At 49.1% G+C, this 24,820-nt stretch carries 17 protein-coding genes; 6 read left to right on the forward strand and 11 right to left on the reverse strand.

Going from position 1 to position 24,820, the window contains the following annotated elements:
• The first annotated feature begins 115 nt into the window (after window positions 1-115).
• Entirely contained in the window at window positions 116-1,150 is a 1,035-nt protein-coding gene (holA, locus tag ACYVF1_RS13030; protein ID WP_461079345.1) for a DNA polymerase III subunit delta, read from the forward strand.
• Window positions 1,151-1,158: 8 nt separating this feature from the next.
• Here holA and ACYVF1_RS13035 read toward each other — a convergent pair whose 3' ends face one another.
• Together ACYVF1_RS13035 and ACYVF1_RS13040 are read right to left on the reverse strand one after the other, a co-directional pair.
• The gene (locus ACYVF1_RS13035) at window positions 1,159-1,566 is read right to left on the reverse strand and encodes a response regulator (RefSeq protein ID WP_461079347.1); all 408 of its coding nucleotides are present in this window, start codon (window positions 1,564-1,566) and stop codon (window positions 1,159-1,161) included.
• Between the two features lie 217 nt (window positions 1,567-1,783).
• Complete coding sequence (locus tag ACYVF1_RS13040; RefSeq protein WP_461079349.1) at window positions 1,784-1,954, reverse strand: hypothetical protein; 171 nt, start codon at window positions 1,952-1,954, stop codon at window positions 1,784-1,786.
• Between the two features lie 48 nt (window positions 1,955-2,002).
• Here ACYVF1_RS13040 and ACYVF1_RS13045 point away from each other — a divergent pair, with 48 nt between their 5' ends.
• Window positions 2,003-2,377, forward strand: a complete 375-nt coding sequence (locus tag ACYVF1_RS13045; RefSeq protein WP_461079351.1) for a hypothetical protein — start codon at window positions 2,003-2,005, stop codon at window positions 2,375-2,377.
• A gap of 235 nt (window positions 2,378-2,612) precedes the next feature.
• Here ACYVF1_RS13045 and ACYVF1_RS13050 read toward each other — a convergent pair whose 3' ends face one another.
• Entirely contained in the window at window positions 2,613-4,166 is a 1,554-nt protein-coding gene (locus ACYVF1_RS13050; RefSeq protein WP_461079353.1) for a sodium:solute symporter family protein, read from the reverse strand.
• A gap of 179 nt (window positions 4,167-4,345) precedes the next feature.
• Window positions 4,346-5,821 (reverse strand): acyl-CoA synthetase, encoded by a 1,476-nt coding sequence (locus tag ACYVF1_RS13055; protein ID WP_461079355.1) that lies wholly within the window; start codon window positions 5,819-5,821, stop codon window positions 4,346-4,348.
• A 247-nt stretch (window positions 5,822-6,068) separates the two neighbouring features.
• On the opposite strand from ACYVF1_RS13055, the gene ACYVF1_RS13060 reads away from it, so the two are divergent.
• Both ACYVF1_RS13060 and ACYVF1_RS13065 read left to right on the forward strand, forming a co-directional pair.
• Window positions 6,069-6,413 carry a hypothetical protein gene (locus ACYVF1_RS13060; RefSeq protein ID WP_461079357.1) on the forward strand — a complete coding sequence of 115 codons (345 nt, stop codon included), beginning with the start codon at window positions 6,069-6,071 and terminating at the stop codon, window positions 6,411-6,413.
• 481 nt (window positions 6,414-6,894) lie between these two features.
• Window positions 6,895-7,149 (forward strand): hypothetical protein, encoded by a 255-nt coding sequence (locus tag ACYVF1_RS13065; RefSeq protein WP_461079359.1) that lies wholly within the window; start codon window positions 6,895-6,897, stop codon window positions 7,147-7,149.
• Window positions 7,150-7,513: 364 nt separating this feature from the next.
• On the opposite strand, the gene ACYVF1_RS13070 is transcribed toward ACYVF1_RS13065, so the two are convergent.
• The 7 genes from ACYVF1_RS13070 to ACYVF1_RS13100 form a co-directional block, all read right to left on the reverse strand.
• A complete protein-coding gene (locus ACYVF1_RS13070; RefSeq protein WP_461079361.1) occupies window positions 7,514-8,587 on the reverse strand; it encodes a glycosyl hydrolase in 1,074 nt (357 codons plus the stop codon).
• 79 nt (window positions 8,588-8,666) lie between these two features.
• Complete coding sequence (locus ACYVF1_RS13075; protein WP_461079363.1) at window positions 8,667-9,761, reverse strand: IPT/TIG domain-containing protein; 1,095 nt, start codon at window positions 9,759-9,761, stop codon at window positions 8,667-8,669.
• 18 nt (window positions 9,762-9,779) lie between these two features.
• The gene (locus ACYVF1_RS13080; RefSeq protein ID WP_461079365.1) at window positions 9,780-11,348 is read right to left on the reverse strand and encodes a RagB/SusD family nutrient uptake outer membrane protein; all 1,569 of its coding nucleotides are present in this window, start codon (window positions 11,346-11,348) and stop codon (window positions 9,780-9,782) included.
• 145 nt (window positions 11,349-11,493) lie between these two features.
• Window positions 11,494-14,721 (reverse strand): SusC/RagA family TonB-linked outer membrane protein, encoded by a 3,228-nt coding sequence (locus ACYVF1_RS13085; protein ID WP_461079367.1) that lies wholly within the window; start codon window positions 14,719-14,721, stop codon window positions 11,494-11,496.
• 91 nt (window positions 14,722-14,812) lie between these two features.
• Window positions 14,813-16,603, reverse strand: coding sequence for an ATP-binding protein (locus ACYVF1_RS13090; RefSeq protein ID WP_461079369.1), 1,791 nt, complete (start codon window positions 16,601-16,603; stop codon window positions 14,813-14,815).
• 19 nt (window positions 16,604-16,622) lie between these two features.
• On the reverse strand, window positions 16,623-17,264 hold the full coding sequence (locus ACYVF1_RS13095) for a response regulator transcription factor (RefSeq protein WP_461079371.1): 642 nt from the start codon (window positions 17,262-17,264) through the stop codon (window positions 16,623-16,625).
• A 398-nt stretch (window positions 17,265-17,662) separates the two neighbouring features.
• Window positions 17,663-19,462: a glycoside hydrolase family 9 protein gene (locus ACYVF1_RS13100; RefSeq protein WP_461079373.1), complete on the reverse strand. Its 1,800-nt coding sequence runs from the start codon at window positions 19,460-19,462 to the stop codon at window positions 17,663-17,665.
• Between the two features lie 592 nt (window positions 19,463-20,054).
• Here ACYVF1_RS13100 and ACYVF1_RS13105 point away from each other — a divergent pair.
• Both ACYVF1_RS13105 and ACYVF1_RS13110 read left to right on the forward strand, forming a co-directional pair.
• Window positions 20,055-23,267, forward strand: coding sequence for a SusC/RagA family TonB-linked outer membrane protein (locus ACYVF1_RS13105; protein ID WP_461079375.1), 3,213 nt, complete (start codon window positions 20,055-20,057; stop codon window positions 23,265-23,267).
• A 19-nt stretch (window positions 23,268-23,286) separates the two neighbouring features.
• Window positions 23,287-24,810: a RagB/SusD family nutrient uptake outer membrane protein gene (locus tag ACYVF1_RS13110; protein WP_461079377.1), complete on the forward strand. Its 1,524-nt coding sequence runs from the start codon at window positions 23,287-23,289 to the stop codon at window positions 24,808-24,810.
• The last annotated feature ends 10 nt before the right edge of the window (window positions 24,811-24,820 follow it).

Consider the following 24,820-nt stretch of genomic DNA (forward strand, 5'->3'; position numbering starts at 1 on the left):
TTTCTACCGAAAGTCTGTACGTAACAAATGGCGAGCAATCTTTATTTTTGTTACTTGTTTCAGCTACCACTACGTAGGTAGTTTGAAATCTGAATTTTGAAACGCTCTTTTTGTTTTGATTGCTGCTGTTGACGCCCTGCTGAAAGATATCCGCAACAAGCGGATTGCCCCCGTTTACCTTATCCATGGTGATGAGCCGTTTTACCTCGACCGCATTGCCGACGAACTCGAAAAAGTGGCCGTGCCGGTGGCCGAACGCGGTTTCAATCAGTTTGTGCTGTTTGGGAAAGATACCGATGCCGGTGCCGTACTGAACTATGCCCGGCGTTACCCGTTTATGGCCGAACGACAGTTGGTCTTGGTTAAAGAAGCGCAGCAAATGGGCGGCATCAACGATAAGTCGGCGCAGACGTTACTGGAAGATTATGCCCTCAATCCGTTGTCAAGCACGATTCTAATGCTGTGTTATGTCAAAGAAGATGGCAAACCCGGCCTCGACGAGCGAAAAGCCTGGGTGAAAGCTTTCGGAGCGAAAGGAAAATTGCTGGGCGTCAAAAAACTCTACGACAACAAGATTCCGGATTGGGTAGGCGAATACTGCCGCGAGCAGGGTGCGAAAATAAGTCCGAAAGCCTGTCAGTTGCTGGCCGATCATATTGGCAACGATCTGAAAAGGCTAGCCGGCGAAATCGACAAAATGCTGATTAACATGCACGTTGGCGAAGAAATTTCGGCGGCAACAGTAGAGAGGCTGGTCGGTATCAGTAAGGAATATAACGTATTCGAGTTGCAGAAAGCACTGACTCAACGCGAACTAGTGAAGGCCAATCAGATTGTCGACTATTTTGGCCGCAATCCGAAAGACAATCCGCTGGTAGTCATTCTGGCGCAGTTGTTCAGTTATTTTAGTAAAGTACTTCTGGTACAAGCGTCTAAAGACCAAAGTGAAAAAGGTTTAGCGCCTTTACTGGGCGTAAATCCGTTTTTTGTGAAAGATTACCTCACGGCCGCCCGTACTTTTCCGCTCCCCAAAGTTGTAGCCATCATCCATTCGATACGTCTGGCTGATGCGCGCAGCAAAGGCATCGATGCCCCGTCCATGAGCGAAAGTGATATTCTTCGTGAGCTGGTTTTCGACGTATTACATTGAGCGTTTCTCTAAAATGATACGCTGGCTGGCACCAGCTTAATTAACTCGAACCAATAGCGGCAGAAAATATCCATTTTGGCAAAAATATCCTGCTTCATAACGCAGGAATTTGCGCCTGACTGGTAGAAATGCATCGTATCTTCTTCGGATAACGTACCAGCCCATACAACAATCGGAATGTGTTGCCAACCTGAATTGGCTCGTAATTGACGTAGTAGTTCCTGCCCATTCATGATAGGCATCTGCGAATCGACCAGGATCAGATCGGGTCGCATGCCTTCCGATAATTTCTGGATGATTCCGGCACCATTCCAGACGTGTGTCAGCTTTACAGAAGAATTATGGCCATGCAGGTATTTAGTAAGCAATAAAACATCATCATCATCATCATCCGCAACCAGTAGATTGTATTCCATACGCACACCGCTTCAGTTTCTAAGGTATAGATACATAAACGCATAACAGGTATTCAATGCATGTGCTCACCATTCAGTAAGCATCATCTCTTGGTAAGCTGAAAGATTTACATATTGTTTAAAATTTATCTTTTTTTCTACTTCAGACCGGCATTGAGCCAAGCAACTCTCTAGATTTCACGCACCATTTATCCTACCTTTTTCACGCTTTGTTCTTTCATTTCGACGTCTGATCAATTTCGGGTTTCAGACGGCCTCCGCTTCCCTCTATTTTTGTCCGCAAGTGAACAAAGTTTGTCCAGTTACGGACATTACCCAGACATGGCACGCCACGCAAATAATTGATTATCAGGATTGGCACTGGATTGGCACAAGCTTTGGAATACATAAAGCATCACAGTAAACAACATCTTAAAACCATTAAACACACACAACCATGTTACCAGTAATCAGTAAAGTTGCCGCTTCTATTCTCCTGAGTGCTTCTACCCTTTTCAACCCGACAACGCCGAAAACGCTCTCGTTCGACGCAAGTGCTTACGTAACCGTAAATCACGAAATTCGGGTAGCTGTTGAAAAATCAACCGACGTTCCCGTCGTTGTGATTCTTCGCAACAAAAACAACGAGGTGCTTTATCATCAGAATTTGGGCAAGAAAGAATCCAAATTCGCCATGAAGATGAATGTGGATCAATTAGCCGATGGCGAGTATGAACTGGAAGTAAAATCGAGCGAAGGCAGCATCCGGAAGCAGTTAAATCTGTCAACCCAGGAACCTAAACAAGCTACTCGTAGTATTGCCCTGCAATAAGCAGATATCATAGGTTGATTATATACAATAGCCTGGCGTTTGTCAGGCTTTTGTTTTAAGTAGTCAGCAAATCGACGATACGTTGCTCACCCACATTATTGGCAAAAAATCCCAAGGCTGTTTTGTTACTTTTTCGAGTTACTACGTCAAAAGAATAGTAGCTACGACTACCTAACCTATAAAGATTTTAAGCCCGGCTAAATCAGTCGGGCTTTTTTTAACGTATCGAAAGTGCTTATCTTTTTACCAACGTATCATCCAGGGCGGGGTGCGTGTCGAATACCCTATTCAGATGCTCAAGAGTTGGTCTGCGCTGTGCCGTGAGCAAACTGACCACTACGTAGGCGACAAAAGACGCCAGAAATGCGGGAAAGACCTCATGGATATCGTTTAATCCTTCGACTCGAGTCCGGACGCCGAAACGCCATACGATATTGACGATAATACCGGCCAGCATGGAACTTATGGCGCCTAAATCGGTACCCCATCGAAAATAAAGACCACCGAAAATAGTCGGGAAGAAACTCGCTACGTAGACGGAACCGGCAAACGCTGAAAGCTCGACGACGTCGGCGGGTGGGAAGATCGTGAAGTAATACACAATGATGCAGTACAGCAGCATAGCGACCTTGGTGCGGGGAATGATACGTTCGACGGGCATGGGTTTCCAGACGTTCCAGATATCTTTCACCAACGTAGTGCCTACAACCAGCGTTACCGACGCCAGTGCGGCCATACCAGCCGCAAAAAGTCCCATCAGGCAAATACCGCTGATTAGTGGATTATTGAATTTTTTCAGCATAAATCCCACCACTTCATCGGTGTTATTGATGAGTTGAGCCGCTTCTTCGGTGGTAACCATACCGTGTACGAGCGCTCCCAGACCCATCACGCAAACCAGCGAAATTCCCATGAAAATGGGCGTCCAGGTCATGGCGAACTTCATACCAGCTTTATCTTTAACCGTATAAAAGCGAATGAGCAGTTTCGGTTCGGAAATTTGCTTCATACCAATTGACAGGCCGATACCGACGATATACGTAAAGGAAGTCAGTTGGCCGAACGTAACGAGACCGTTGCCGATAGGCGTCCCCTTTTTCGATACGTGCTCAACATACGCAATTTTGGCCATCAGTGCGTCGTAGCCTCCAGCGTATAGAAATGGTAGTGAGAGCATTATAATCGCAACGATAAACATCAAAATGCCCTGAACGGCGTCGGTCCACATAATGCCATACATCCCCCCGGCAATGGTGTAAAAGCACGTAAAAAACAGCATAAAAGCAGCTCCGTAAGCGTAGGGGATGTCGAGGAGCGAGTGCAGCAAGTGGGCGCAACCTTTGGCGATCCCTGTCATGTACCAGATTGTGGCAAACAGAATGATTACGGCCGACAAAACCCGGATGCTACGGGAAAGCCCACTCTGGTAACGTAGCTGGAAATAATCGGGCACGGTAAACGACTTGAGTCGGATGCTCTGATTGCGCATCCGGGGACCTAAAATCTGCCAGGAAATTATGCAGAAAACCGCCCAGAAAACACCTACCCAAGTCCACGACAAGCCATACCGAAACGACTCGCCCGCCTGCCCGATGTACGTATTCGTACTGACGAAGGTGGAAAAGAAAGCTAACGACACGACCCAACCCGGTATGCGTCGGTTAGCAACGTAGTACTCGCCTACTGTTTTGCTGGCCTGTCGTTGCAGATACCAGCCAAACGTAATGAGCAGAATCAGGTAGACAACCATGCAAAGCAGCACGGTAGCATGTTCGGAGAAGTAGGTCATAGCAGGGTTTAGGAGTGATGAATAATGAGCGCTGAACAATGACTTATTAATCACTCAGCGCTCATTATTTATTATTCATCGTCTTTTACGTCGATGTTTATGAATTGTACGACAATGGCATTCACTATCATGATGACAATGATGAACCAGTAGGGGAAAGCGGTTAGGAAGTCCATAGATCAGAAGAATTTTTTCAATTCGTTTTTGGTCACTTTGCCCATAGCATTACGGGGAAGTTCAGGTACAATGCGATAATGACGTGGTACCTTATAGGCCGCCATCTGCGTACGCATCCATTGGTTGAGCGCATCCAGATCAATTTCTTCAGCGGGGATTAACACAGCCCCTACAATTTCGCCCCATTCTTCATCAGGCAGTCCAATTACGCTACAATCGACGATGGCTGGATGTGTTCGGAGAATTTCTTCAATTTCGAGGGCAGATAGCTTATAGCCACCCGACTTGATAATATCGATCGAATTGCGGCCCAGGATTTTATAGCTTCCTTCGTCAACCACTGCTACGTCGCCCGTACGAAACCAACCATCGTCCGTAAACGCATCTTTCGTAGCTTGTGGTCGATTCCAGTATTCGCGAAACACCGTAGCGCTTTTCACCTGAATTTCGCCGGGCTGGCCTTCGTCAACCGGCTCGTCCTGTTCATCAACCAGCCGAACCCCGACCCCCGGAAGTGGTTGCCCAATATGCCCCGGAATTCGTTTTCCATGATACGGATTGCTGATTGCCATACCTATTTCGGTCATACCGTAGCGTTCGAGTAAGGTATGCCCACTGACTCGCTCCCATTTTTCCATGACCGTTACGGGTAAGGCCGCCGAGCCCGAAACCATCAACCGAAAGCTCTGCATGGTTTCGGTAAGCACTTGTTGTTCAGCTTCCGGTAGCGATTCCCAGTAGGCGATCAACTTGAAATAAATGGTTGGTACCGCCATAAACAGATTGATACGTCCCTGCTGAAAAGCTGCGAAAACAGCGGCTGGGGAAAACTCCGGAAGAAATTCACAGCAAGCCCCCGACCAGAGCGCACAGCCGATCACATTGACGATGCCGTGCACGTGGTGCAACGGCAACACGCACAAGATATGATCGGTAGGTTGCCATTCCCACGCCTTGATCAACGTGGTCATCTGTGCCTCCAGATTGGCGTGTGTGCTGACAACACCTTTGGGCAGACTCGTGGTCCCACTGGTGTAAAGAATCATGGCTCCCCGCGCCGGGTCAACATCCGGCAGTTCGCCAGTAGGGCTGGCTTCGGTTACCCCTAGTTCAATAAAACGAATAGTTCGGCCTTCGAGAATGGGACGTAGTACAGCAGCATATCGCGCAGATGCCACGACAATTTCAGCCGACGTATCGTCAATAACGTATTGCAATGAAGCAGGTGGATACGTTATGCAGAGTGGCACCGCAATGCCGCCCGCTCGCCAGATACCCCATTGCACGCTAACGTACTCGAAACCAGGTTCGACCATAAACGCAACGCGGGTTTCGGACAGATCGGCCTGACCATTCAGAAGCTGACCACTGACTTGCTCCGACGAATCCAGTAATTGTGCGTAAGTATATGACTGGCCGTCAGCCAAGATAGCGGTATTGGATGAGTGACGATACGCCTGTTGCACTATGTTGATCATACTGCTAAAAGAGAAGGCCACCATCTTATTACCCTACTAGTTGGATTAATGGTTTGTTCGTTCTCTGTCGGTTTTCTTCCAAAACTGCCAGGTTCAGGCAAAGCAGTCCAATGATTGGAGAAACTTCCTGTATATACTTTACTTCGCCCCCTCCAATAAAATCCTGATTTTGCAGCTTTTTCTTCTCTATCGTGTCATTATGCAGAACCGACCCGACCGACGGGTAGAACCAGAAATAACTTTGCATATGAACCGATCCTACAAGTCTGATAAAGAGCCGATAGAGTTGTTATTGGGAATGGGTGGCCCAGTTCAGTATCTCGAACATTCACTCAAAGACGATCTGAATTACATCGTTTCGGTGAAAACCAAAGCTGGTACGAAACAAATCACGATTCCTATCGAAGCGGTTCAGCAGATCCAATCCAAAAAGCCAACCAATCAGTTGATCGAATCCATAAAAAAACAGCTTGCTCTTGAATCAATAGGTGAAGAAGCCTCCCGCCCTACGCAGCTACAAACAAGAACACAATCAAGCGCTCATTTGAGGAAATGGCTGTTTAGTCTTTTCAGAATTGTTAACAAAAGGTGAATTCGGCATTAAAATTCACCTTGATTACTTTTCATTTTACTGCTGTTGATAAGTATGAATAGCATCCATATGGCTGAAGTATAAAGTCCTTATTTTACCGTCACCCTACACCATTTACACACAAAACCTTTAAGCTAAGAAATGGTTAATTGAATGATAGCCAATTTATTATGATCAAAATCTTTATTGATATAAATTTTTTAATAAACAATGATTTATCTGGGTCGTTATTTTTGGCTAAAGGAATACACGACAATTGGTTCATTTATGATTTCCCCGATTACCCCCAGGAGTTTTAATACACTGATCTGAAGCAGCAGTCTCTCAGGTCGGCTGACTGAGTAGCTTTCGTAACTCTAGTGTTTTACCATATATTGGCTTCGTAGGTAAGCACCTGACAATCATAATCTGATTCCTCTGCTGTGTACTGCCAATAACTATTAATCACTCAACTTACTTTAACCATTTCACCACTATTTGTATGGGCCTTGTAATGAAGGTAACGCCAGCGAATATCATACGCCTTTGGTTTGGCGCAGACACACCGATCCGAGATTATCAGATTAAAATGAACCCCCGACTATGGGCCGCCTGTATGCGTGTAAATATGCACTTTATTGCGCCATCAGGAGCTTCGACTTATGCCCAGTACCGAAAATCGGATAAAGTTGCCTTTGCAAGACTAGTACAGGAAAAATTGCAGGAACACGGTGTATACGAGGAAGCCGTTTTATAAGAAATGCTCAACGAATGGCGCAACCTGATAAATGACTGGGTAGGAAAGAAGTCTGGGTGTCTGGTCAGCAAACACGTTTGAACACGGGAACCCAGAGTTAATTTACGTATATAATAATTCCGCTGACAATTTATTGACACCAGAAGCTTCAACGGGTTCAGCCTGACAATTAGGTTTAATTCACGATTTAAATTGACTAATTCAATCGAAGCTTCTGGTTTTATCAGTTCACTATAAATGAATTAGTGCTTTCATCAATTCATTATTTACGTCAATAACGTATCTCATTCCAGATCGCTATTCATAAAATGTCTCTTATCGGTAATGACGTACCAATTGAATTGCGCAGAATATTCCAAATCGGTTAATGATTCCGCCAATCCGGCAATTCGTCGCGGGTGATGACGTCCGTATCGGTATAAACAGCTTTCAATACGTCAATGGGTTGTTTTTTAATCCAGCTGGTGCCATTCCAGACGGCAAACCAGGACCACCACGTATTCAGTGCGCGAATAGTTTCCGGCTTAGGTAAATGGCCCACTTCAGATAGCGTCACTAGTTTTTTGCCACTGAACGTTGTTTGTGTACTCGTCCAGTTACTGGTTAACGTAGCAGTCGGCTCCGTATAAATATCCAGCCCAAAGATATCAACGTATTGATCGCCGGGATACCACTCCGGATTGATGGTATCGGTGCCCGTGTATACCCAAATCAGGTTATGTAGTTGATGGTGATTCGTCAGCCGATCGTATAGAATTTGCCAGAGTTCTTTGAACGGACCAGCGCCTTTAGCGCCCCACCAGAACCAGCCTCCCGGCGCTTCATGCAGCGGTCGCCAGAGCACCGGTACGTCGGCGTCCTGAAACTTTTTGAGTTGTTCCGCAATGGCATCGATATCACGCAGTAAAAGGCCGTAGCGTTCGCCGTTTTTGTCCGCTAACGTAGCCGCCAGATCGAACGTAGTGGCTTTCGTGTAAAAACCGCTCCACCAGTGCTTGTCGGGTGCCTGATTGATCAAATCCGTAGGGGCGTTCCAATGCCAGCATAGACTAATGATACCCCGACCATCTCCTTTCTTCGCCCATTGAATGCAGTCCTCACTGGTACGTACCGGCTTACCACCAAACGGCAGGCGGCTGGGCGAATAGTCCATTAGATCGAAGGCACCGATGGCGGGTTCTTTGCCCGTTTTTTCCAGTACGTATTCCACATCATCCTGTTGCCCCGAAATCACTTTTTGACCGTACTGGCTGATCAAATACGAATACAATCCCTTTGTCGACAACGTAGCACGGGCGTCAATCAGTTGACTGGCAGGTTTGGCGGGAAGCGCCCGATTGTCCGACTTCTGCAGCGTATCGGCCGAAACCACGGATTCTGCCGCCCGGCAAGCCGACAGACTACTCATTACGTATAAAGCAAGCAAAAATACTTTCATAAGCATAAGCAACCTCCCTATATGACTTTCCCGTAGGCGTTGGCTCTACGGGAAAGTCATATAGCGTTTTGTGATGTTATTACTTCACCAACATTACGTCATCAAAATAGAACGTCTCATCCTGTTTATCAGGCCCTTTGATGCGAAAGCCTACTTGCTTCAACGTTTTGCCCGCCAACCAGAAATCCATGTCCGACAGCTTGATTTTGAAGTAATTCCAGACACCCGCTTTCACGTCGATCTTGTTCGCTTCAACGAATTCGCCAAAACCGGCTTTGTTCGCATCGGTAGTCAGATAGAGTGAATAATCAGCCGAAGCGCCTTTGACCCAGCCCGTTACGTAGGTGTAATCCGTCGAATAAGGTATAGCTGACGCCGACCAGTTGGCAAACGCGATCAAATGCCAGTTACCTTTCTGAAAATTCTTGCCAATGGAAGACGTTCCGGAAGCAAACTCTTTGGTCGAGACAGCAGCCGCGTCGCCCCAGGAGCCGTCCTGAAAACCAGCACCGTACGCATCCGTAAAGATCTGATACGCTTTGTCGACGTTCACGAATTCCTGCTTGGTCCGCATACGCCCGGTGCTGTTCGTGATGCTCAGCGTACCGCGCGAAAGAGTAGTCGCTGGCATCTGGACAACCAACTGCGTTTTTGATTTCGAAACCACCGTAGCCGCATCCGAAATCCCTTTCACCGAGTCGGCAATGGCTACGGCCGTTACGTCGTCGAAGTTGTTGCCGGTAAGCGTGATCACCGTCCCTTTCGTGAAGTTGTAATTCGATACGTCCGAAACGGTCGGGTACGCCAGCGCCTTAAACGGAACCGTCAACGTGTTGCCCGCGCTATTGGTGAACATAATGTTTTGTTTGCCGCCCAATACGTCGGTTGGTACCCGGAAAATCAGCACATTCTCGGTATTGAGCGTTGGCTGGAAACCGGCCGGTACGTTCTGTTTTTCGAAGACAATGCTACGTATATCGCCCAGTCCAGTACCGGTCAACGTAACGATAGCTCCCCCGGCAGCGGAGTCCGGCATGATCTTCGTCAGAACGGGATTTCCGGCTGGAATCTGTGGCGTACCGTCGGTATCTTTTGTGCAGGAACTCATGCCCAAACCGGCTACTGCGGCCAGAAAAGCAACCCCTGCTATTCGATTTATCTTATTGAATTTCATGAGCTTACTCAATGGGAATTAGTTGTAGTATGGAACGGGATCTTTACCTAGCTCGGGGTCCTGCACAATCTCACCAGCCGGAATCGGCAGAAACATCTTATCTTCGGTGAAATTGGTTAGGTACGTAGCACCCGTCACGGTTCCCCGGTTTTGTTTCTCGATAATCGCCTTGGCTTTGGCAAAACCCTGCCGCTGAACGTCGTACCAGTAATCGCCTTCGAAAGCAAACTCAACCCGGCGTTCGTGCAGAATATCGTCGTTGGTGATGGCCGTTTTTGGCGACAGTCCAGCCCGGCGTCGTACCTGATTCAGCGCGTCGAGTGCTTTGGCATCGGAGGTCGATGCACCACCCGCAAGCACCGCTTCGGCATAAATCAGCAAGACGTCGGCGTAACGTAGCAGCACTACGTTGTTCCCCGAATTCTGGCCCAGAACCGGCTCACCCCCAAAGCTCTTACCCGGTCCGGCGAAGTACTTAACCAGGTTTGCGCGGGTTGGGCTTAAGCTACCACCGTCAGCCGTCGGCTGCAACGTATCGTATTTGAAACCATTCGCCATGAACTCATTGTATTTCGGCGCATTGGCACGCTGAGGTTTCCAGTTTGGATTCGTCCAGCCCTGTTCCATCACCGACCATTTCCGGCGTAGATCGCCAAACTCATATTCTTTCAGCATGTCCAGCGACGGTACGTACATTTCCCAAGCATCGGCTTCGGCGGTACGTAGTGCCCCCGCTCCACGATCCGGGTTTTTGATGTTGCCCGTTCCCCAAGGGTCCTGTGCAAACTGGTGCTGGATCGAGAAGATTGCTTCGGCGTTATTGTTCATGCTCATCTTGGTGAACATGCCCGTGTAATCGTCAACCAGCCGGTATTTGCCGGAGTTGATTACTTCCTCGGCCTTGGTTTTGGCGTTCGCGTAATCTTTGCTGTAGAGGTACATTTTCGCCATCAGCGCCTTGGCTGCGTACTTCGTCACCCGGCCCGGTACGTCCGATTCGGGCAGACCAGCTTCGGCCATTTTCAACTCTTCGAGCGCAAACCGCAGTACGTCTTTTTGCAGATAACGCGGGATGTTGAAATTACCCGAGAGGGCCGTTGCACCCGGATCGGTAATGATCGGAGCGGCTCCCCACGTGCGGGCAATGTAGAAATAAAGCATGCCCCGAATGAAATGACACTCAGCAATGGCTGGGTCCAGGTAAGCCGCACCGCCACCGGCTGCTTTCTTCTCTTCAAAGGTTTTGATCATGACGTTGGAGTAGCCAATGATCTTGTAGAACGCGCCCCAGGCCGCACCAATCCGGTCGGAAGCCGACGATACGGTGAAGTTCAGGTACTCGACGTCGGTATAAGTGAACATGTTGCCGCCCATGACGTCGCCGATGGCATCCTGCGCCCGGCTTTCGTAATTCCGCCAGGGCAACCCGCTGTAGAGCGTACTGGTCGCGGCCCGAACCTCGTCCGCGTTGTTGTAATAGTTTCCGGTTGTGGTGCCCGACAGCGAAGGCCGGTCAATGAAGTCTTTCGAGCAGGAAGACAACAGCAACGCCGGGAGCAACAGAGCATATAGTGGCTTGATTTTCATCTTTTTAAAGAGTGAAAGAGTGAATGAGCGAAAGAGCGATTACCGCCTTCCGAAGAGAGGAATTAAGTGTTAGAGGCCTTGGGGTAATAAGTCGCTAATGCGCCAGCCCGCTCTTTCACTCATTCACTCTTTCGCTCTTTAAATTTTAAAATTGCAGATTCGCGCCTACGGTGAACGTACGTGGGTTTGGATAGTGGCCTGTGTCGACGTTCATCAGTTTGATGCTGTTGTTGAACGCACCGATTTCAGGATCGTAGCCCGAGTACTTGGTGAAGGTTTTCAGGTTCTGAATCGAACCGTAAATCCGCAGGTTCTGAATCTTCACCCGGTTGAGCAACGTTTTCGGCAAGCGGTAGCCTAACGTAATGTTCTGAATACGAGCGTAGGAAGCATCCTCTACGTAGCGGTCCGACATGGCCGTGTTGTTCTTGTTCGTATTCGTGAATCGAGGCAACGCACCGTCCGTATTGTTCTCTGTATAACGGTCGGTAACCGTTTTCATCTGGTTGGTGTAGGCGTTGTTCAGCCCTTCCAACTGCCAGCGCAGGAAGTTAAACGCTTTGCCACCCTGACTGCCTTGCAGGAAAATCGACAAATCCAGATCGCCGTAGTTCAACGTATTGGTGAAGCCCCAGGTGAATTTCGGTAGCGGACTGCCAAGGTACGTATAGTCCTGCGCGTCGATTTTCTTGTCACCGTTGATGTCCTTGAAGCGAATGTCGCCCAGCCAAGTTTCGGTCTGATTCACCTTGTAGCCAAACTGCGGCAGACTAGCATCCAATTCTGCCTGCGTACGGAACAATCCATCCGTAACCAATCCCCAGAACGAACCTACAGGACGGCCGGGCGTGGTGTGCGTAACGAGGTAGTTATTGTAATAAACTTTACCATCCAGCGCCGAAGCCGCACTTGCCGCCCGGTCGTAGCTATTGGTGAACTGCGTAAACACGGCGTTGGTCTTCCAGCTGAAATTCCCTTTTTTGATGTTAGTCGTGGTCAGGCCAATATCGATACCCGTGTTGGTCATCTGGCCAGCGTTGCCCAGCGGTGCTTTCAGGTCGTCCCACTGATCGCCCACGCCAATCAGGTTCGGGCCCGTCAGGAAGATGATCATGTCGGAAGTAACCTTTTTATAGACATCAATCGTCGCGTCGATACGTCCGTTCAGGAAGCCAAGGTCAATACCAGCGTTGGTCGTTTTCACCGATTCCCATTTTAGGTTCGGGTTTGGAATCCCGTTGATCATGTTCGACGAACCGAAACCAACTGGTCCCGAGAAGAACTGCACCGCACCAACGTAGGCCGGGTTCGGAGCCCCACCGGGGAAGTTCTGATTACCTACCAGCCCGTAGCCAACCCGCAGTTTCGCGTAATTCAGTACGTTCGAGATTGAGCCTTTTATGAACTTCTCGTTCGAGATCGTCCAGCCTGCCGATACACCGGGAAAATAACCCCAGCGGTTATTCGGACCGAAGTTCGAAGAACCATCCGCCCGGAAACTGGCCGACAGCGAGTAGCGGTCATCATACGTATAGTTGGCACGTGCAAAGTAGGATTCCATCGCCCACTGACCTTTTCCACCGCTTAGGCCCCAGGTTGTCTGGTCGGCGCTACCCGTGTTCAGGTCGAAGATGTTAGCCTGCAAATCCACTTTCGTACCCGAAATCGACTGGTAGTAGGAGTTCTGCACCTGATGACCAACCGTGGCCTGAATGCCGTGTTTTTGCAGGTTTTTGTTGTAGGCCAGGTAATTCGTCAGCGACCAGTAATAGCTATCTGAGCGCGAATCGATCAGTTTGCTGCGGAACGACGTACCACCCACGTTACCAGCTTTCTGGAACGCAATGTTGTTGTCCTGACCCAGCGAATACGACAGTTCGTTACGTAGCGACAGGTCTTTGGTCAGTTGCAGTTCGGCGTACAAACTTCCAAATACGTTGTTCGAGGTTTTGGTGTTCCCCCGAAACTGGCTGTTTCCGACCAAGTTGGCGTTGTTATATTGAATACCACCGACCGTCTGGCCACCGCCCCAGGTACCGTCGAGGTTTTTAACTGGAATCAGCGGGCTGGTCGAAGCACCCCACCAGATCGTTCCTTCGGCAGCATCGGCCAGCGATACGTTCTGAATGCTACGTGATACGTTGGCGCTCAACCCCACTTTAACCCAGTTTTTCAACTGAGAATCAAGGCTAAAGCGGCTGGCGTATCGCTTGAAATCCGACCCCAGCAGAATCCCTTTGTTGTCGAAATAATTCAGGGACAGGTAATACGTCGTTTTGTCTTTCCCGCCCGAAAAACTCAGTTGGTGGTTGTTGATTTTTCCGTGCTGGAACATGGCTTCCTGCCAGTCGGTACCCTTACCCAGCAAATCGGGATTTTTAAACTCGTCGGCCACCGGATTTCCGATAATGGGTAGGACTTCGTTCTGATAGCGGGCAAAATCCTGAAGGTTCATCAGGTCCAGCCGTCGAGCCACTTCCTGAACGCCCGTATACATCTCGTAATTGATCTTGCCTTCGCCCTGCTTGCCTTTCTTGGTGGTCACAAGAATCACCCCGTTAGCCGCCTGCGAACCGTAAATGGCCTGCGCCGAGGCATCTTTCAGTACGTCGATACTTTCAATATCGTTGGGGTTCAGCATGGCCATTACGCTGTTTCCAGTTTGACCATCGCCCCCGCCCAGACCAGCGTAACCCGTGCTGCTGGACGTATTGCCCCGCACAAACGGCACGCCGTCAATTACAAACAACGGGTCGTTGCTGTTGATCGACGTAACGCCACGCACCTGCACCGATACGCCACCGCCGGGCTGACCGCCGTTGCTGGTGACGGTTACCCCAGCGGCTTTCCCCTGCAAAAGCTGGTCGATACCAGCCGCCGGAAGGTCTTTCAATTCAGCCGCTTTGACGGTGGTAATTGAGGACGTAACGTCGGAACGCTTGGCCGTACCGTAACCGATAACAACCACTTCATTAAGCGATTGATCGCCTGTTTGTAACGTAATATTTAACGTAGTACGAGAACCGACTTCCACTTCTTGGGTTTTCATCCCGATAAACGAGATGACCAGCGTTTTCGACCCGGTCGGCATATTGAGCGTGAACGCGCCATTGACATCGGTTGTAGTACCGAGCGTCGTTCCTTTTATCGAGACAGTCGCGCCGGGAAGCGTATTCCCTTTTTCGTCGGATACCGTTCCTTTGACCGGACCTTTCGTATCCGACACGGCATTGGCAGCGGTTTTAGCCGCTTTGACGGTCGCCAACGCCGGCGGATTTTTGCCCACGGCTGCACTGGTTACGGCTCGCTCCTGCGCATGGACACTCATCCAACTGCTCAGGACGAAAGCCCCCGAAAGCACATGTTTGATCATATACAATAGAAATTAATTGTGAACTTAGGTAATAGGGTTACTAGGCTAGTTTATGTGTACGCATCCTGATTAAGCGCTCGACATGCGGCCATTAAGCGACGACTGTAGTTGTTTTGATGAGTTTCTGCATCGGCAGCGAAATCATAACCGATGTACCTTTCCCCACTTCGCTCTGCCACATCACCTGCCCGCCGAGGTACGCTATCCGTGATTTAATGTTGGCTAATCCATTGCCATTTGTAGGTTCTTCCGAAAAATTACCACCCTGTCCGTCATCATCGACGCTAATCAAAGCGGTCTCGTCATTGGTCATAATTTGTACCGTAATCGTTTGCGCATGAGCGTGTTTCAGCGCATTATTCAATAATTCCTGAATCACTCGAAAAAGCATAGCCGAGGCTTCTTCACCCAGGGGTGGCAATTCGCCGTAATGTTCTAAAACCAGTGTTGTTTCGTTAACCAGGTTTAATTTTTGTACCAAATCTTCCAAAGCCGGAATCAGGCCGAACGTCGATAGTGCATAAGGTCGTAAATCGTTTGAAATCAGCCGCGTTTCGGTGCAGGCTTCGTCCAGAAACTGGTTCAGCGGCTCTTTTACTGACAGCGGTAATTGCTCCTGATGCGCTTCCACAAACAGCTTGATACGTGATAGCTGAATACCCAATCCGTCGTGTAAATCGCGTGCAATCCGGCTCCGCTCGCCCTCCTGCCCCTCGATCATGGCACGTAGCGACTTTAGCTCCAGCTGGCGAATTTGCTGCTGGGCAATAACGGCCTGCTGACGAGCAATCAATTTTTGCTGACGACGTAAGAATACCAGAGCCGCTACGCCTGCAATGCTAATCAACAGCACACCCACCAGTACCGAATTCAGAAAACGCTGGCCCTGACTCTGTTCCTCAGCCAATTGTTTTTCAACCGCCAGCGTCTTGATCTGACTATCCAACTCCTGCAACCGGATGCTTTTGGTTTGTTCAGATTCGTAAAACTGATTCGCAAAATCGAGCGTCTTCAGCGATGATTCATAGGCGCTTTTGTAATCACCCATGTGGGAATAGGCATCGGCAGAATGCTTGGACAATTCCCGCAGCATGGCTACGTTTTTCTCTCCTTCCGCCAGTTTGTAACTCCGCTGATACGCGTCGATGGCCTCTTTTGAATGATTGCCGAATTGATCGACAATACCCTGATAGAAATGATTCAGGCTAATCAACCATCTGACATTCAGACGTTTCGATATGATTAGACTCCGGCTAACGAAATATTGGGCCGAGTCTGGATTTTTAAATCGCAGGTACGTATTAGCCAATAAATTCAGCGCATACGCCTGCGAAAACGCCTGCTTATTTTGTTCACTCATCCGTTCGGTTTCGCGCAAATCGGTCAGCAGACCAGCCGGTATAGGGTTTTTCTGTTGAGCAATGTTTGCCAGAGCCAGTCGACACTCAATCACTTTGGGCATATTATGCGTACGCTCAAAATACTGGCGTGCTTTGTTGAGGTACTTCTCCGCCGACGGCTGCATGAAATAATCATGCAAGTAGTAATCACCGATCGCCAGCTGCGCGTTGTAATAGCCCGCCGAATCACCATCCAGACTGTAATATTTCAGGCTGTTGAAATACGAATCCAGCGTGTATTTGTTGTAACCGTACAGTTTATGATAAAGTCCACCAAGTTGCTCATAGGCTTTAGCCGCAGGGACGTATCGATTATAAACAACCAGTTGTCTGATTTCTTTTTTAAGACTATCAATGCCCGGCGTCTGCGCTACGCTACTTACCGACTGGCACAAAACAGATAACACTACGAGCATAGCAGCTCGCAGACCTGTTTTTTTTGCCAGAAAGGACGTAGCACGTTGAAGCATATAGCGAGACATTCTGTAAAGCAAGATTCTATTAATCAATGTATTGCATTTCCATGGCCGTTTTTATCAACAAAGCCGTGTTCGGTACGCTGAATTTCATGAGCAAACTGCTCCGGTGAAACTCAACAGCTTTGGCGCTGACAAACAGCTGGGCGGCCATTTGCTGGGTTGTCAATCCCTGTGCCATGAGCATCAGCACTTCCGATTCGCGGGGTGTGAGATTCGGTTTAACCCCAGCCGCCGATTTCTTCGCCTTTGGCCCATCGTGCAGCAAAATCGACGTAATGATCTCGTTGAAATAAGGTTTCCCCTGATACACCGTCCGAATCGCCTGCAACAACTCGGTTTTGGTGGTATTTTTCAGCAGATACCCTTTGGCGCCTTTCTTCACAATCCGCTTGATCAGGCTGGCGTCATCGTGCATGGTCAGGGCCACTACGTTCGTATTTGGATACGAACGTGTGATGTACTCACACAACCCAAGCCCGTCGTCGATGTGTGGGAACGAAATGTCCAGCAACACTACGTCAATGTCCGTATGCGCCAGTTGCTCTACTACCGATGACACGCTGTAACACCGCTGTGCTACTTCGATCTCCGGAGAGCCAGAAATCAGCGATTCAATGCCTTCGACAAAGACATTATGGTCATCAGCTATCAATACTCGTATCATGAAATTACTCCGTCGACAATAGATTCTGTCAACAAAAACTGGTTAACGTTCTATCCTAATTAAACTGTTCAAGGTTACAATTGAACGATTCTATTAAATAGAACTTTGTTTAGCAAAATTAGGATTAAGTACACGGCTTAGGGAATAGTGAAAACCCGAATTATATAAAACTAGGGTTTACCCTAACAAATAGCCCGCGTTTATGGCGTCTCAATAAAGCTTTACAGAGATGAGTTTGGTCCTATTTACTTCTTATTTCTTAACGTAATAGAACGTATTTTAGATCGTATTTTGATAAGCTGAACCGAATAAAAATGACATCGCGCTGGCCCAGATAAAGGTGGGCCAGCGCGTTTCACTTAAAAATACTTCAGTCTTGTTTTTGAGTTATCCTAATGCTACTTCATGCGGCTTATTTTCGTCTGCAGAGCTTCAAGCGCGGTGGCCAGATACACCAACGGAGCGTTCCAGTTGATGGCAATTTCATTGGAGGCATAGGAGCAGTCAGCATCTAAAAAAACCTCATCGGCGACAGTAGTTGTATAGCCCGCGCATTTATCCTGCCGGGCAGCATTCGCATTAGTACCACCCGATAGCAAACCGGGCACTGGTGCTTCGATACCGTCGGCAACGGACGGACGGTGGTGGATATGCATTGGCGTTTTGCTACCAAAACCCGTCACGAAGGAGTATCCGACCGCGTTACGTCCCAACAAATAATCCAAGTTGCCGAGCGCTGCGATGAGGTAGCGCTGGTCATTCGTGAGCCGATAGGCCTGAAGAAGCGCGATGCCCTGGTTAGCCGCAACGGCACTACTACCCCAAATAAAATCCTTTGCCAATTTACCCATAACCGTTCCAAATGCCTGTTGGTCAACACCAGCCAACAGTGAATCGGCCTGAGATAGCAGATGCTTTTTCACTGTGGGCAAATCCTTCTGACCGCGTGCCGTTAGTTTATCGGCGAAACGAGCCAGTGAGTAATACGCCAGCGTTCGGACTTGGGGCCACGATGGCAATGGGGTTTTAGTATCGGGAAACAGATTAACGGCCGAGTAATACGTATCATCTTTCGTCGTCAAATACAGTTCGGTAGCCGCCCAAATCCACTCGTCGCTCGGGTCGCGGTCGCCATACGTGCCCGTAACCACATCAGGGTCGAACTGTTTATTCATAGCGTCCTGATTATACAACGTAGTGGGATTTTGTTTGGCCCAACTCCAGGCACGAACAGCCGCTTTCACGCACGTATCGGCCAAGCCTGGCAACTCGCGGTTATAAGGGCGAAACACCCGGCTTGCCTGCGCCATAACGGCGGCAAAATCAAGGGCAGCTGTTACGCTCTTCTGCACTACGTAGCGGTCGGGTTTGGCTTTGTCGGGCATAACCATGCCATCGAACTTCGGATTGGTCAGTTTATGATAAACACCCCCATCGGCTGGGTCCTGCATGTTGAGCATCCAGCGCAGGTTCCAGAGCGATTCGTCAAGCAGATCGGGCAGCCTATTATTGCTTTCAGGAATATTGTTAGTCAGCGTTTTGCAGAAATCGGGGAAGTCTTCATACAGCGAGAGCAGCGTTCCCATAGTGATGCCCGAATTGACGATGTATTTGTTGTAATCACCTGCGTCGTACCAGCCTAGTGGCGAGGCAATGGTACTACCCGCCGGACGAGTTGCCGAAGCCGCCGAAGGATGTATCAGTACGTGGTTATCGGGGTGACCGGCCGGTCTTGCCCACTGTCCAGCGTATTTGGCGGGCAGTTCGGTAGCGGTACGTTGATAATAAAAGCCTTTCAACGAACCCGCAGCCAGATTACGGTAAACGCCCGGACGAATCTGGAACGGATACGACTGTCCCAAACCGGGAACCACCACAACGAACGTACCAGTTTGTTTAAAACCCGAAAAATCGGCCTGCAACGTAGTCTTTCCCGAAATAGCATTCTTACGCGGTCCACTCAAAACCCCCGAAAACAATACCTTTTTCCCATCCGGACTGGTAATCTGAAAAGGTTGCCCTGCTGAACTAGTACCTGTCTCGTTAACCAGTACCGCTATTTTAGGCGCGTTGGGATAAAAACCAAGTTGGTTCAGGCGGATGTTCGCTGGGAGTAAAGATTGTGCATGTATAAGATGAATTGTAAGTAAGCAACCAACAAGCAAGCTGAATGGCAGTTTGGGGAATAAAATATTCATAGCGTATGAGGGAGGACCTGTGCTGAATGTAGGATTTTGGCGCAAGTAGCAAAAAAACCAGCTTAACTGTAAACGCACGCTGCGGATTGTAGCTTTCTAGTAAGATAACAGCTAGTATCAGTAATTAACCTGAAATCGAAACGAATTGAATTAAAGTCAATAATTTGTTCAATCATACCTGCCAATCGTTCAGCCCTGAACATCGACAACCAAACTTAAGGCTGGCCTTTCCCTCACTTATCATAAACCTTATCAACGACTTTCTGGAACAAACGGTTACTTAGGAAGCGCATTAGAGGGCAGCTGCGATTAGGTAAACTGTTTGGCGAGAAGCTTCTTGAACAGGTTGTGTAGCCTGTCCACAGTATGATTAATACGAGCTTGATTTCTTACGCTCATGCAAGAATTCCTCAACTGTATGCAGCAGTGAAAAATCTTTTTATGCGATTGCACTAGTATCTTTTTCACGGGTACTCCGTCTGAGATAATCGAGCGTACCCTGACATCTGCCTCGTAACGCTTGCTAACGGCCCGACCTTCAGCGCCCCAGTCCAATTAACTAATTGCCCCATTAACAAATTGCTCAAATTTTATGAAAAATCGGTACGTACCCTTATCCGCCTTATTAATGGGATTTGGCCTGTACAGCGTTGTCCAGCCATCAATGGCGCAACAACTCACGCAGGACAATTCCAGCTTCAATGGCTTACAGGTAGCGCAAGCCACAAAAACGTTACGTCAGAGCCATGCTCCAATAGTCGCTGTAGCTTATTCTACCCTAGGCTCAAAGACTGTAGTAAAACGAATTACTGGTCAGGTTCTAGACGAAAACAACACTGGCTTGCCGGGGGCATCGGTCCTTGAAAAAGGGACCGGAACGCCGGACCGGCAGAACGGCACCACGACTGATGCCAGCGGTAATTTCTCGCTAAACGTCGCCGATAATGCTACCACACTTACGGTATCAAGTGTGGGCTACACAACGCAGGACGTATCCATAGCCAACACCACAACCGTTACCATTAAACTGATTCCTGATACCAGATCGCTCAATGAAGTGGTGGTGATTGGCTACCAAACGGTTCGCAAGCGGGACGTAACGGGTGCCAACGACGTAATTAGTCCGGCTCAATCCAACAAAATAACGGCCAATTCCCTCGCCGAATCCATTCAGGGCTTATCGCCGGGGGTAACGGTACGGAACACGGGCGTACCCGGTCAGCAAGCGTCGATTCAGATTCGGGGAGTTGCCAGTTTTCTGAATACCGATCCGCTTTACGTTATTGATGGGATGATTGCCGATGCTAACCCGACTATCAATAATGACGACATTGAATCGATTCAGGTGTTGAAAGACGCATCGGCAGCGGCTATTTACGGGTCCAGAGCCGCTAACGGCGTTGTTATTATTACTACCAAGCAGGGAAAAGAAGGACCCATTCGCGTGTCGTTTTCGGCCAAATATGGAACACAGAATATCTACAAACGCTGGAATGTGACCGATGCTTCTGCCTTTGCCGCTTTGCAACGCCAGCAGTACCAGAACTCTGGCCAAACACCACCCGCCAGCGTGGCAACGGGTACATTTAACCCAAATGTCAATACCGATTGGCAGGACCAGGTCTTGCATACAGGGAGTTTGCAAGATTACAACCTGACGTTGTCGGGCGGCACAAAAACCGGTTCCTATTTGATTTCAGCCAGTTACTTTAAAAACAATGGCTACGTCATCGGCAGCAATTTTGACCGGGCGAGTCTACGGATTAATACAAAAAGCCAATTGGGTCGATTTACCGTTGGGGAAAACGTCGTACTGACCAACTCGAACATTCAGAATCCGCCCGGTGGTATCAACCCGATTTATGACATGGCCGGGATGCTGCCCGTCATTCCGGTGCAGGATCCACGCTACGTCAACGCCAGCAACCCGAGTGGCTACGGTATCGGTACAAATCCTGATGCGATTACCTATGCGTTTAACCCTGTAGCGGCCCGTAATCTGTCTACGGCCAAAAGCAATTTTGCCAAGGTGGTCGGAAACGCGTATCTGGACATCAAATTGGCCGACTGGCTGACTTACCGCGCCAATGCGGGTCTGGAAGTGAGTTTCGATTATACGCAAAACCTGCGTCAACTTGGTGTTTATCAGTACAGTGCTTCCCCAGTACCTAGCTCAGTGGGCGAAGATCGATCCCGATATTATAGTCTGTTGTTCGAACATACGCTGAACTTCAATAAGGCGTTTGGCCTGCACAGCATTAATGGGGTTGTTGGGCTTAGCCAGCAAACCGCCCGGCGGGATAACACGGCGGGCTCTCGAACGAACCTGGCAACCTCGGGCGGGCAGTATTTCAATACGATCGATGCTGCTACGGGTATCTCAAACTCCGCCGGTGGCACCGGAACCGACTACCGAATTCTGGGCTACTTAGGCCGGGTCAATTACGCCTACAACGACAGGTATTTGCTGACACTGACGGGGCGGGTCGATCAGGATTCTCGATTTGGGTCTAACTACCGAACTGGGTTTTTCCCATCTATTGCCGGCGCCTGGCGTATTAGTGAGGAGAAGTTTTTCCACGCACCCTGGATTTCGGATCTAAAAATCAGTGCTTCGTATGGAAAGCTCGGAATTGTGGTACCAACGCTAGGGTCGTTTCCCTATACAGCCTTTATCAACAACAATCCTCGCGCCATTTTCGGCGTCGATCAAACGCCCAACGTGGGTGCTTATCAGGCCCAGTTAGCCAATCCCGGTCTACGTTGGGAGCAGCGGTTGTCGCAGAATTACGGCGTAACGGCCAGCTTCCTTAACAACCGGATTTCCACCGAGATTAATTACTATAATTCGCTTTCGTCGGATGCCATTCTGAATCTGGCGGTACCGGGCTATTTGGGTAATCTTCAGGGAAATCCCTACGTAAATACGGCATCGATCCGCAATCAGGGAATTGAATTTTCGCTGACGTATCGCAACAACGAGAACCCGTTCAAATGGGACGTATCGGGTAATTTTACGACCATCAAAAACCGGATTGAGAATGTCGGCAATCAGGGCCAGAACATAAATTACATCCAGAGTGGCAATACCCGCTCGCAGGTCGGTCTTCCCGTTGGGCAGTGGTACGTACTGAAAACGGCGGGTATTTTCCAGACGCAGGAAGAGGTCAATAACTACAAAGGCCCGAATGGATCGCTGATTCAGCCTAACGCCAAACCCGGCGACATTCGTTACGTGGACACCAACGGTGATGGGCAGATTACCCAGAACGATGACCGGCAGTTTGTGGGTTCTCCCTGGCCAAAACTTCAGGCGGGGGCCCAGTTTAACGGCAGTTACGGCCCGTTTAGCCTGAACGTGCAGTTAATTGGCGTCTTTGGCTACACCGTGTACAACGACGTCCGGCGAAGTCTGGATACCTACCAGAACACAAACTTCCGGGCAGACGTTAGCCCGTGGTCATCGACGAATACCAATACCAACGACCCACGTATCGGCCTCGAAGCGGGTGATCAGGGAATTATTTCCAACAATTTTTCCTACACTGATCGCTGGCTCGAAAATGCGTCGTACGTCCGGCTACGCAACGTAGAAATTGGCTACAATTTCCAGAAAACGTTACTATCCAAATTAAGTGTTCGCAATGTGCGACTGTATGTGAGTGGTCAGAATCTATTTACGATCACCAGTTATTCGGGGCTTGATCCGGACGTAACAGGAGCAAATATTCAGGAGCGGGGGGTCGATAATGGCCACTGGCCTTCGCCCCGTGTGGTTTCTGTAGGCATAACCGGTGATTTTTAATCCATAACGCATCTCTACCATGAAAAATATAATTATCTGTCTGGGACTGGCAGCTATATCGCTACTGACAGCCTGCGACCGAAATCTGAATATTGTGAATCCTAACCAGCTGACGGCCCAGTCGTTCTGGAAAACCGATGCTGATGCGCTGGCGGGTGTCAATGCCGTATACAGTACTACGCACCGGGGCGGCATTACGCGCTGGATGCTGTTTTACTACATCATTCGTTCGGATGAAGGACGTAGCCAGAGCCCGGCCACCGACATTGTGAACAACATGGACCAGTTTCTGATCACTGATTACAATTATGGCAATGCCGTGTCTGTCTGGAACGACAATTACATCGGAGTGAACCGGGCTAATCAGGTCATTGACAACGTACCGAACATCCAGATGGATGCTACGTTGCGAAACCGCTACGTGGGTGAGGCCAAGTTTTTGCGGGCGATGTATTATTACCACCTGGTTACGCTGTGGGGGAACGTACCGTTGATCCTGCAAACATCGGTCGTTGGCGATAAACCAGCTTCTGCAACGGTGGCTCAGGTGTGGGCACAGATCGAGAAAGACCTGACCGATGCCGCTGCCGTGCTACCAACCACTTATAGCGGTGGTGAAGTTGGCCGAGCAACAAAAGGCGCGGCTTATGCCCTGCTGGCCAAAGCCCAAATGCAGCAACAGAAATACACGGAATCGCTAACGCCCTTGCAATGGCTGGTGGAGGGTGACGGCAAAACAGTTTATTCGCTGACGCCTAACTATCGCGACAACTTTTTGATTACCAGCGAAAACAATAGAGAGTCGGTATTCGAATGGCAGTTTCAAATCAACACGGCGGAGAATACCGACGATGATAGCCAGACACCGAACCAAAACTACGGCACATCCATAGCGCAGTTTTTTGGACCAAGCGGGATTGGCTGGTCGGATGGAGAAGCGCAGCGATGGCCTACCCGTGAATTTTACGAAAGAACATCAACGGGCGCGCGCGACCCTCGTCTGGAAGCATCATTTCTGTTTGACTCAACGAACGTAAAGGGCCCGGATTCGACCCTGATTTACGGTCAGACGTTCACCCAGCGGTACGGACGTGATAACAAACGTGTATGGTTCCGTAAGTTTCAGAATGACCACTGGAAAAATGAAGAGGGATACCGTTCCCCCAACAACTGGAGGTATATTCGTTATGCCGATGTGTTACTGATGTACGCTGAAGCTTTGAACGCTACCGGCAAAACGACGCAGGCATATACCTACGTTGATCAGGTGCGTCGACGCGCAGGCTTGCCAACACTTACCACAGCCCGGCCGGGTCTTACGCAGACTCAGTTTCTGGCGCAGCTCAAACACGAACGGGTAACGGAATTATCGGGAGAAGGCCACCGCTGGAACGACCTGGCGCGTTGGGGAGATCTAGGACCGCAGTTAGCTAGTCGTGATCCGGCTTTCTCAACATTCGTAAAAGGGAAAAGCGAATTGCTGCCCATCCCCCAACTAGACCGCGACTTGAACCCAAACCTGACGCAAAATCCGAATTATTGATAGTACTTCA

The sequence above is a fragment of the Spirosoma flavus genome, from assembly GCF_054778555.1.

Excerpts from the sequence above, each read along its gene's own strand:
- ACYVF1_RS13055 (WP_461079355.1), bottom strand. The coding sequence starts at position 5,821 with ATGATCAACATAGTGCAACAGGCGTATCGTCACTCATCCAATACCGCT.
- ACYVF1_RS13090 (WP_461079369.1), bottom strand. The coding sequence starts at position 16,603 with ATGTCTCGCTATATGCTTCAACGTGCTACGTCCTTTCTGGCAAAAAAA.
- ACYVF1_RS13065 (WP_461079359.1), top strand. The coding sequence starts at position 6,895 with ATGGGCCTTGTAATGAAGGTAACGCCAGCGAATATCATACGCCTTTGG.
- ACYVF1_RS13110 (WP_461079377.1), top strand. The coding sequence starts at position 23,287 with ATGAAAAATATAATTATCTGTCTGGGACTGGCAGCTATATCGCTACTG.
- ACYVF1_RS13040 (WP_461079349.1), bottom strand. The coding sequence starts at position 1,954 with ATGTATTCCAAAGCTTGTGCCAATCCAGTGCCAATCCTGATAATCAAT.
- ACYVF1_RS13095 (WP_461079371.1), bottom strand. The coding sequence starts at position 17,264 with ATGATACGAGTATTGATAGCTGATGACCATAATGTCTTTGTCGAAGGC.
- ACYVF1_RS13080 (WP_461079365.1), bottom strand. The coding sequence starts at position 11,348 with ATGAAAATCAAGCCACTATATGCTCTGTTGCTCCCGGCGTTGCTGTTG.
- ACYVF1_RS13085 (WP_461079367.1), bottom strand. The coding sequence starts at position 14,721 with ATGATCAAACATGTGCTTTCGGGGGCTTTCGTCCTGAGCAGTTGGATG.
- ACYVF1_RS13075 (WP_461079363.1), bottom strand. The coding sequence starts at position 9,761 with ATGAAATTCAATAAGATAAATCGAATAGCAGGGGTTGCTTTTCTGGCC.
- ACYVF1_RS13060 (WP_461079357.1), top strand. The coding sequence starts at position 6,069 with ATGAACCGATCCTACAAGTCTGATAAAGAGCCGATAGAGTTGTTATTG.
- ACYVF1_RS13050 (WP_461079353.1), bottom strand. The coding sequence starts at position 4,166 with ATGACCTACTTCTCCGAACATGCTACCGTGCTGCTTTGCATGGTTGTC.
- ACYVF1_RS13105 (WP_461079375.1), top strand. The coding sequence starts at position 20,055 with ATGAAAAATCGGTACGTACCCTTATCCGCCTTATTAATGGGATTTGGC.
- ACYVF1_RS13100 (WP_461079373.1), bottom strand. The coding sequence starts at position 19,462 with ATGAATATTTTATTCCCCAAACTGCCATTCAGCTTGCTTGTTGGTTGC.
- ACYVF1_RS13045 (WP_461079351.1), top strand. The coding sequence starts at position 2,003 with ATGTTACCAGTAATCAGTAAAGTTGCCGCTTCTATTCTCCTGAGTGCT.
- ACYVF1_RS13035 (WP_461079347.1), bottom strand. The coding sequence starts at position 1,566 with ATGGAATACAATCTACTGGTTGCGGATGATGATGATGATGATGTTTTA.
- ACYVF1_RS13070 (WP_461079361.1), bottom strand. The coding sequence starts at position 8,587 with ATGAAAGTATTTTTGCTTGCTTTATACGTAATGAGTAGTCTGTCGGCT.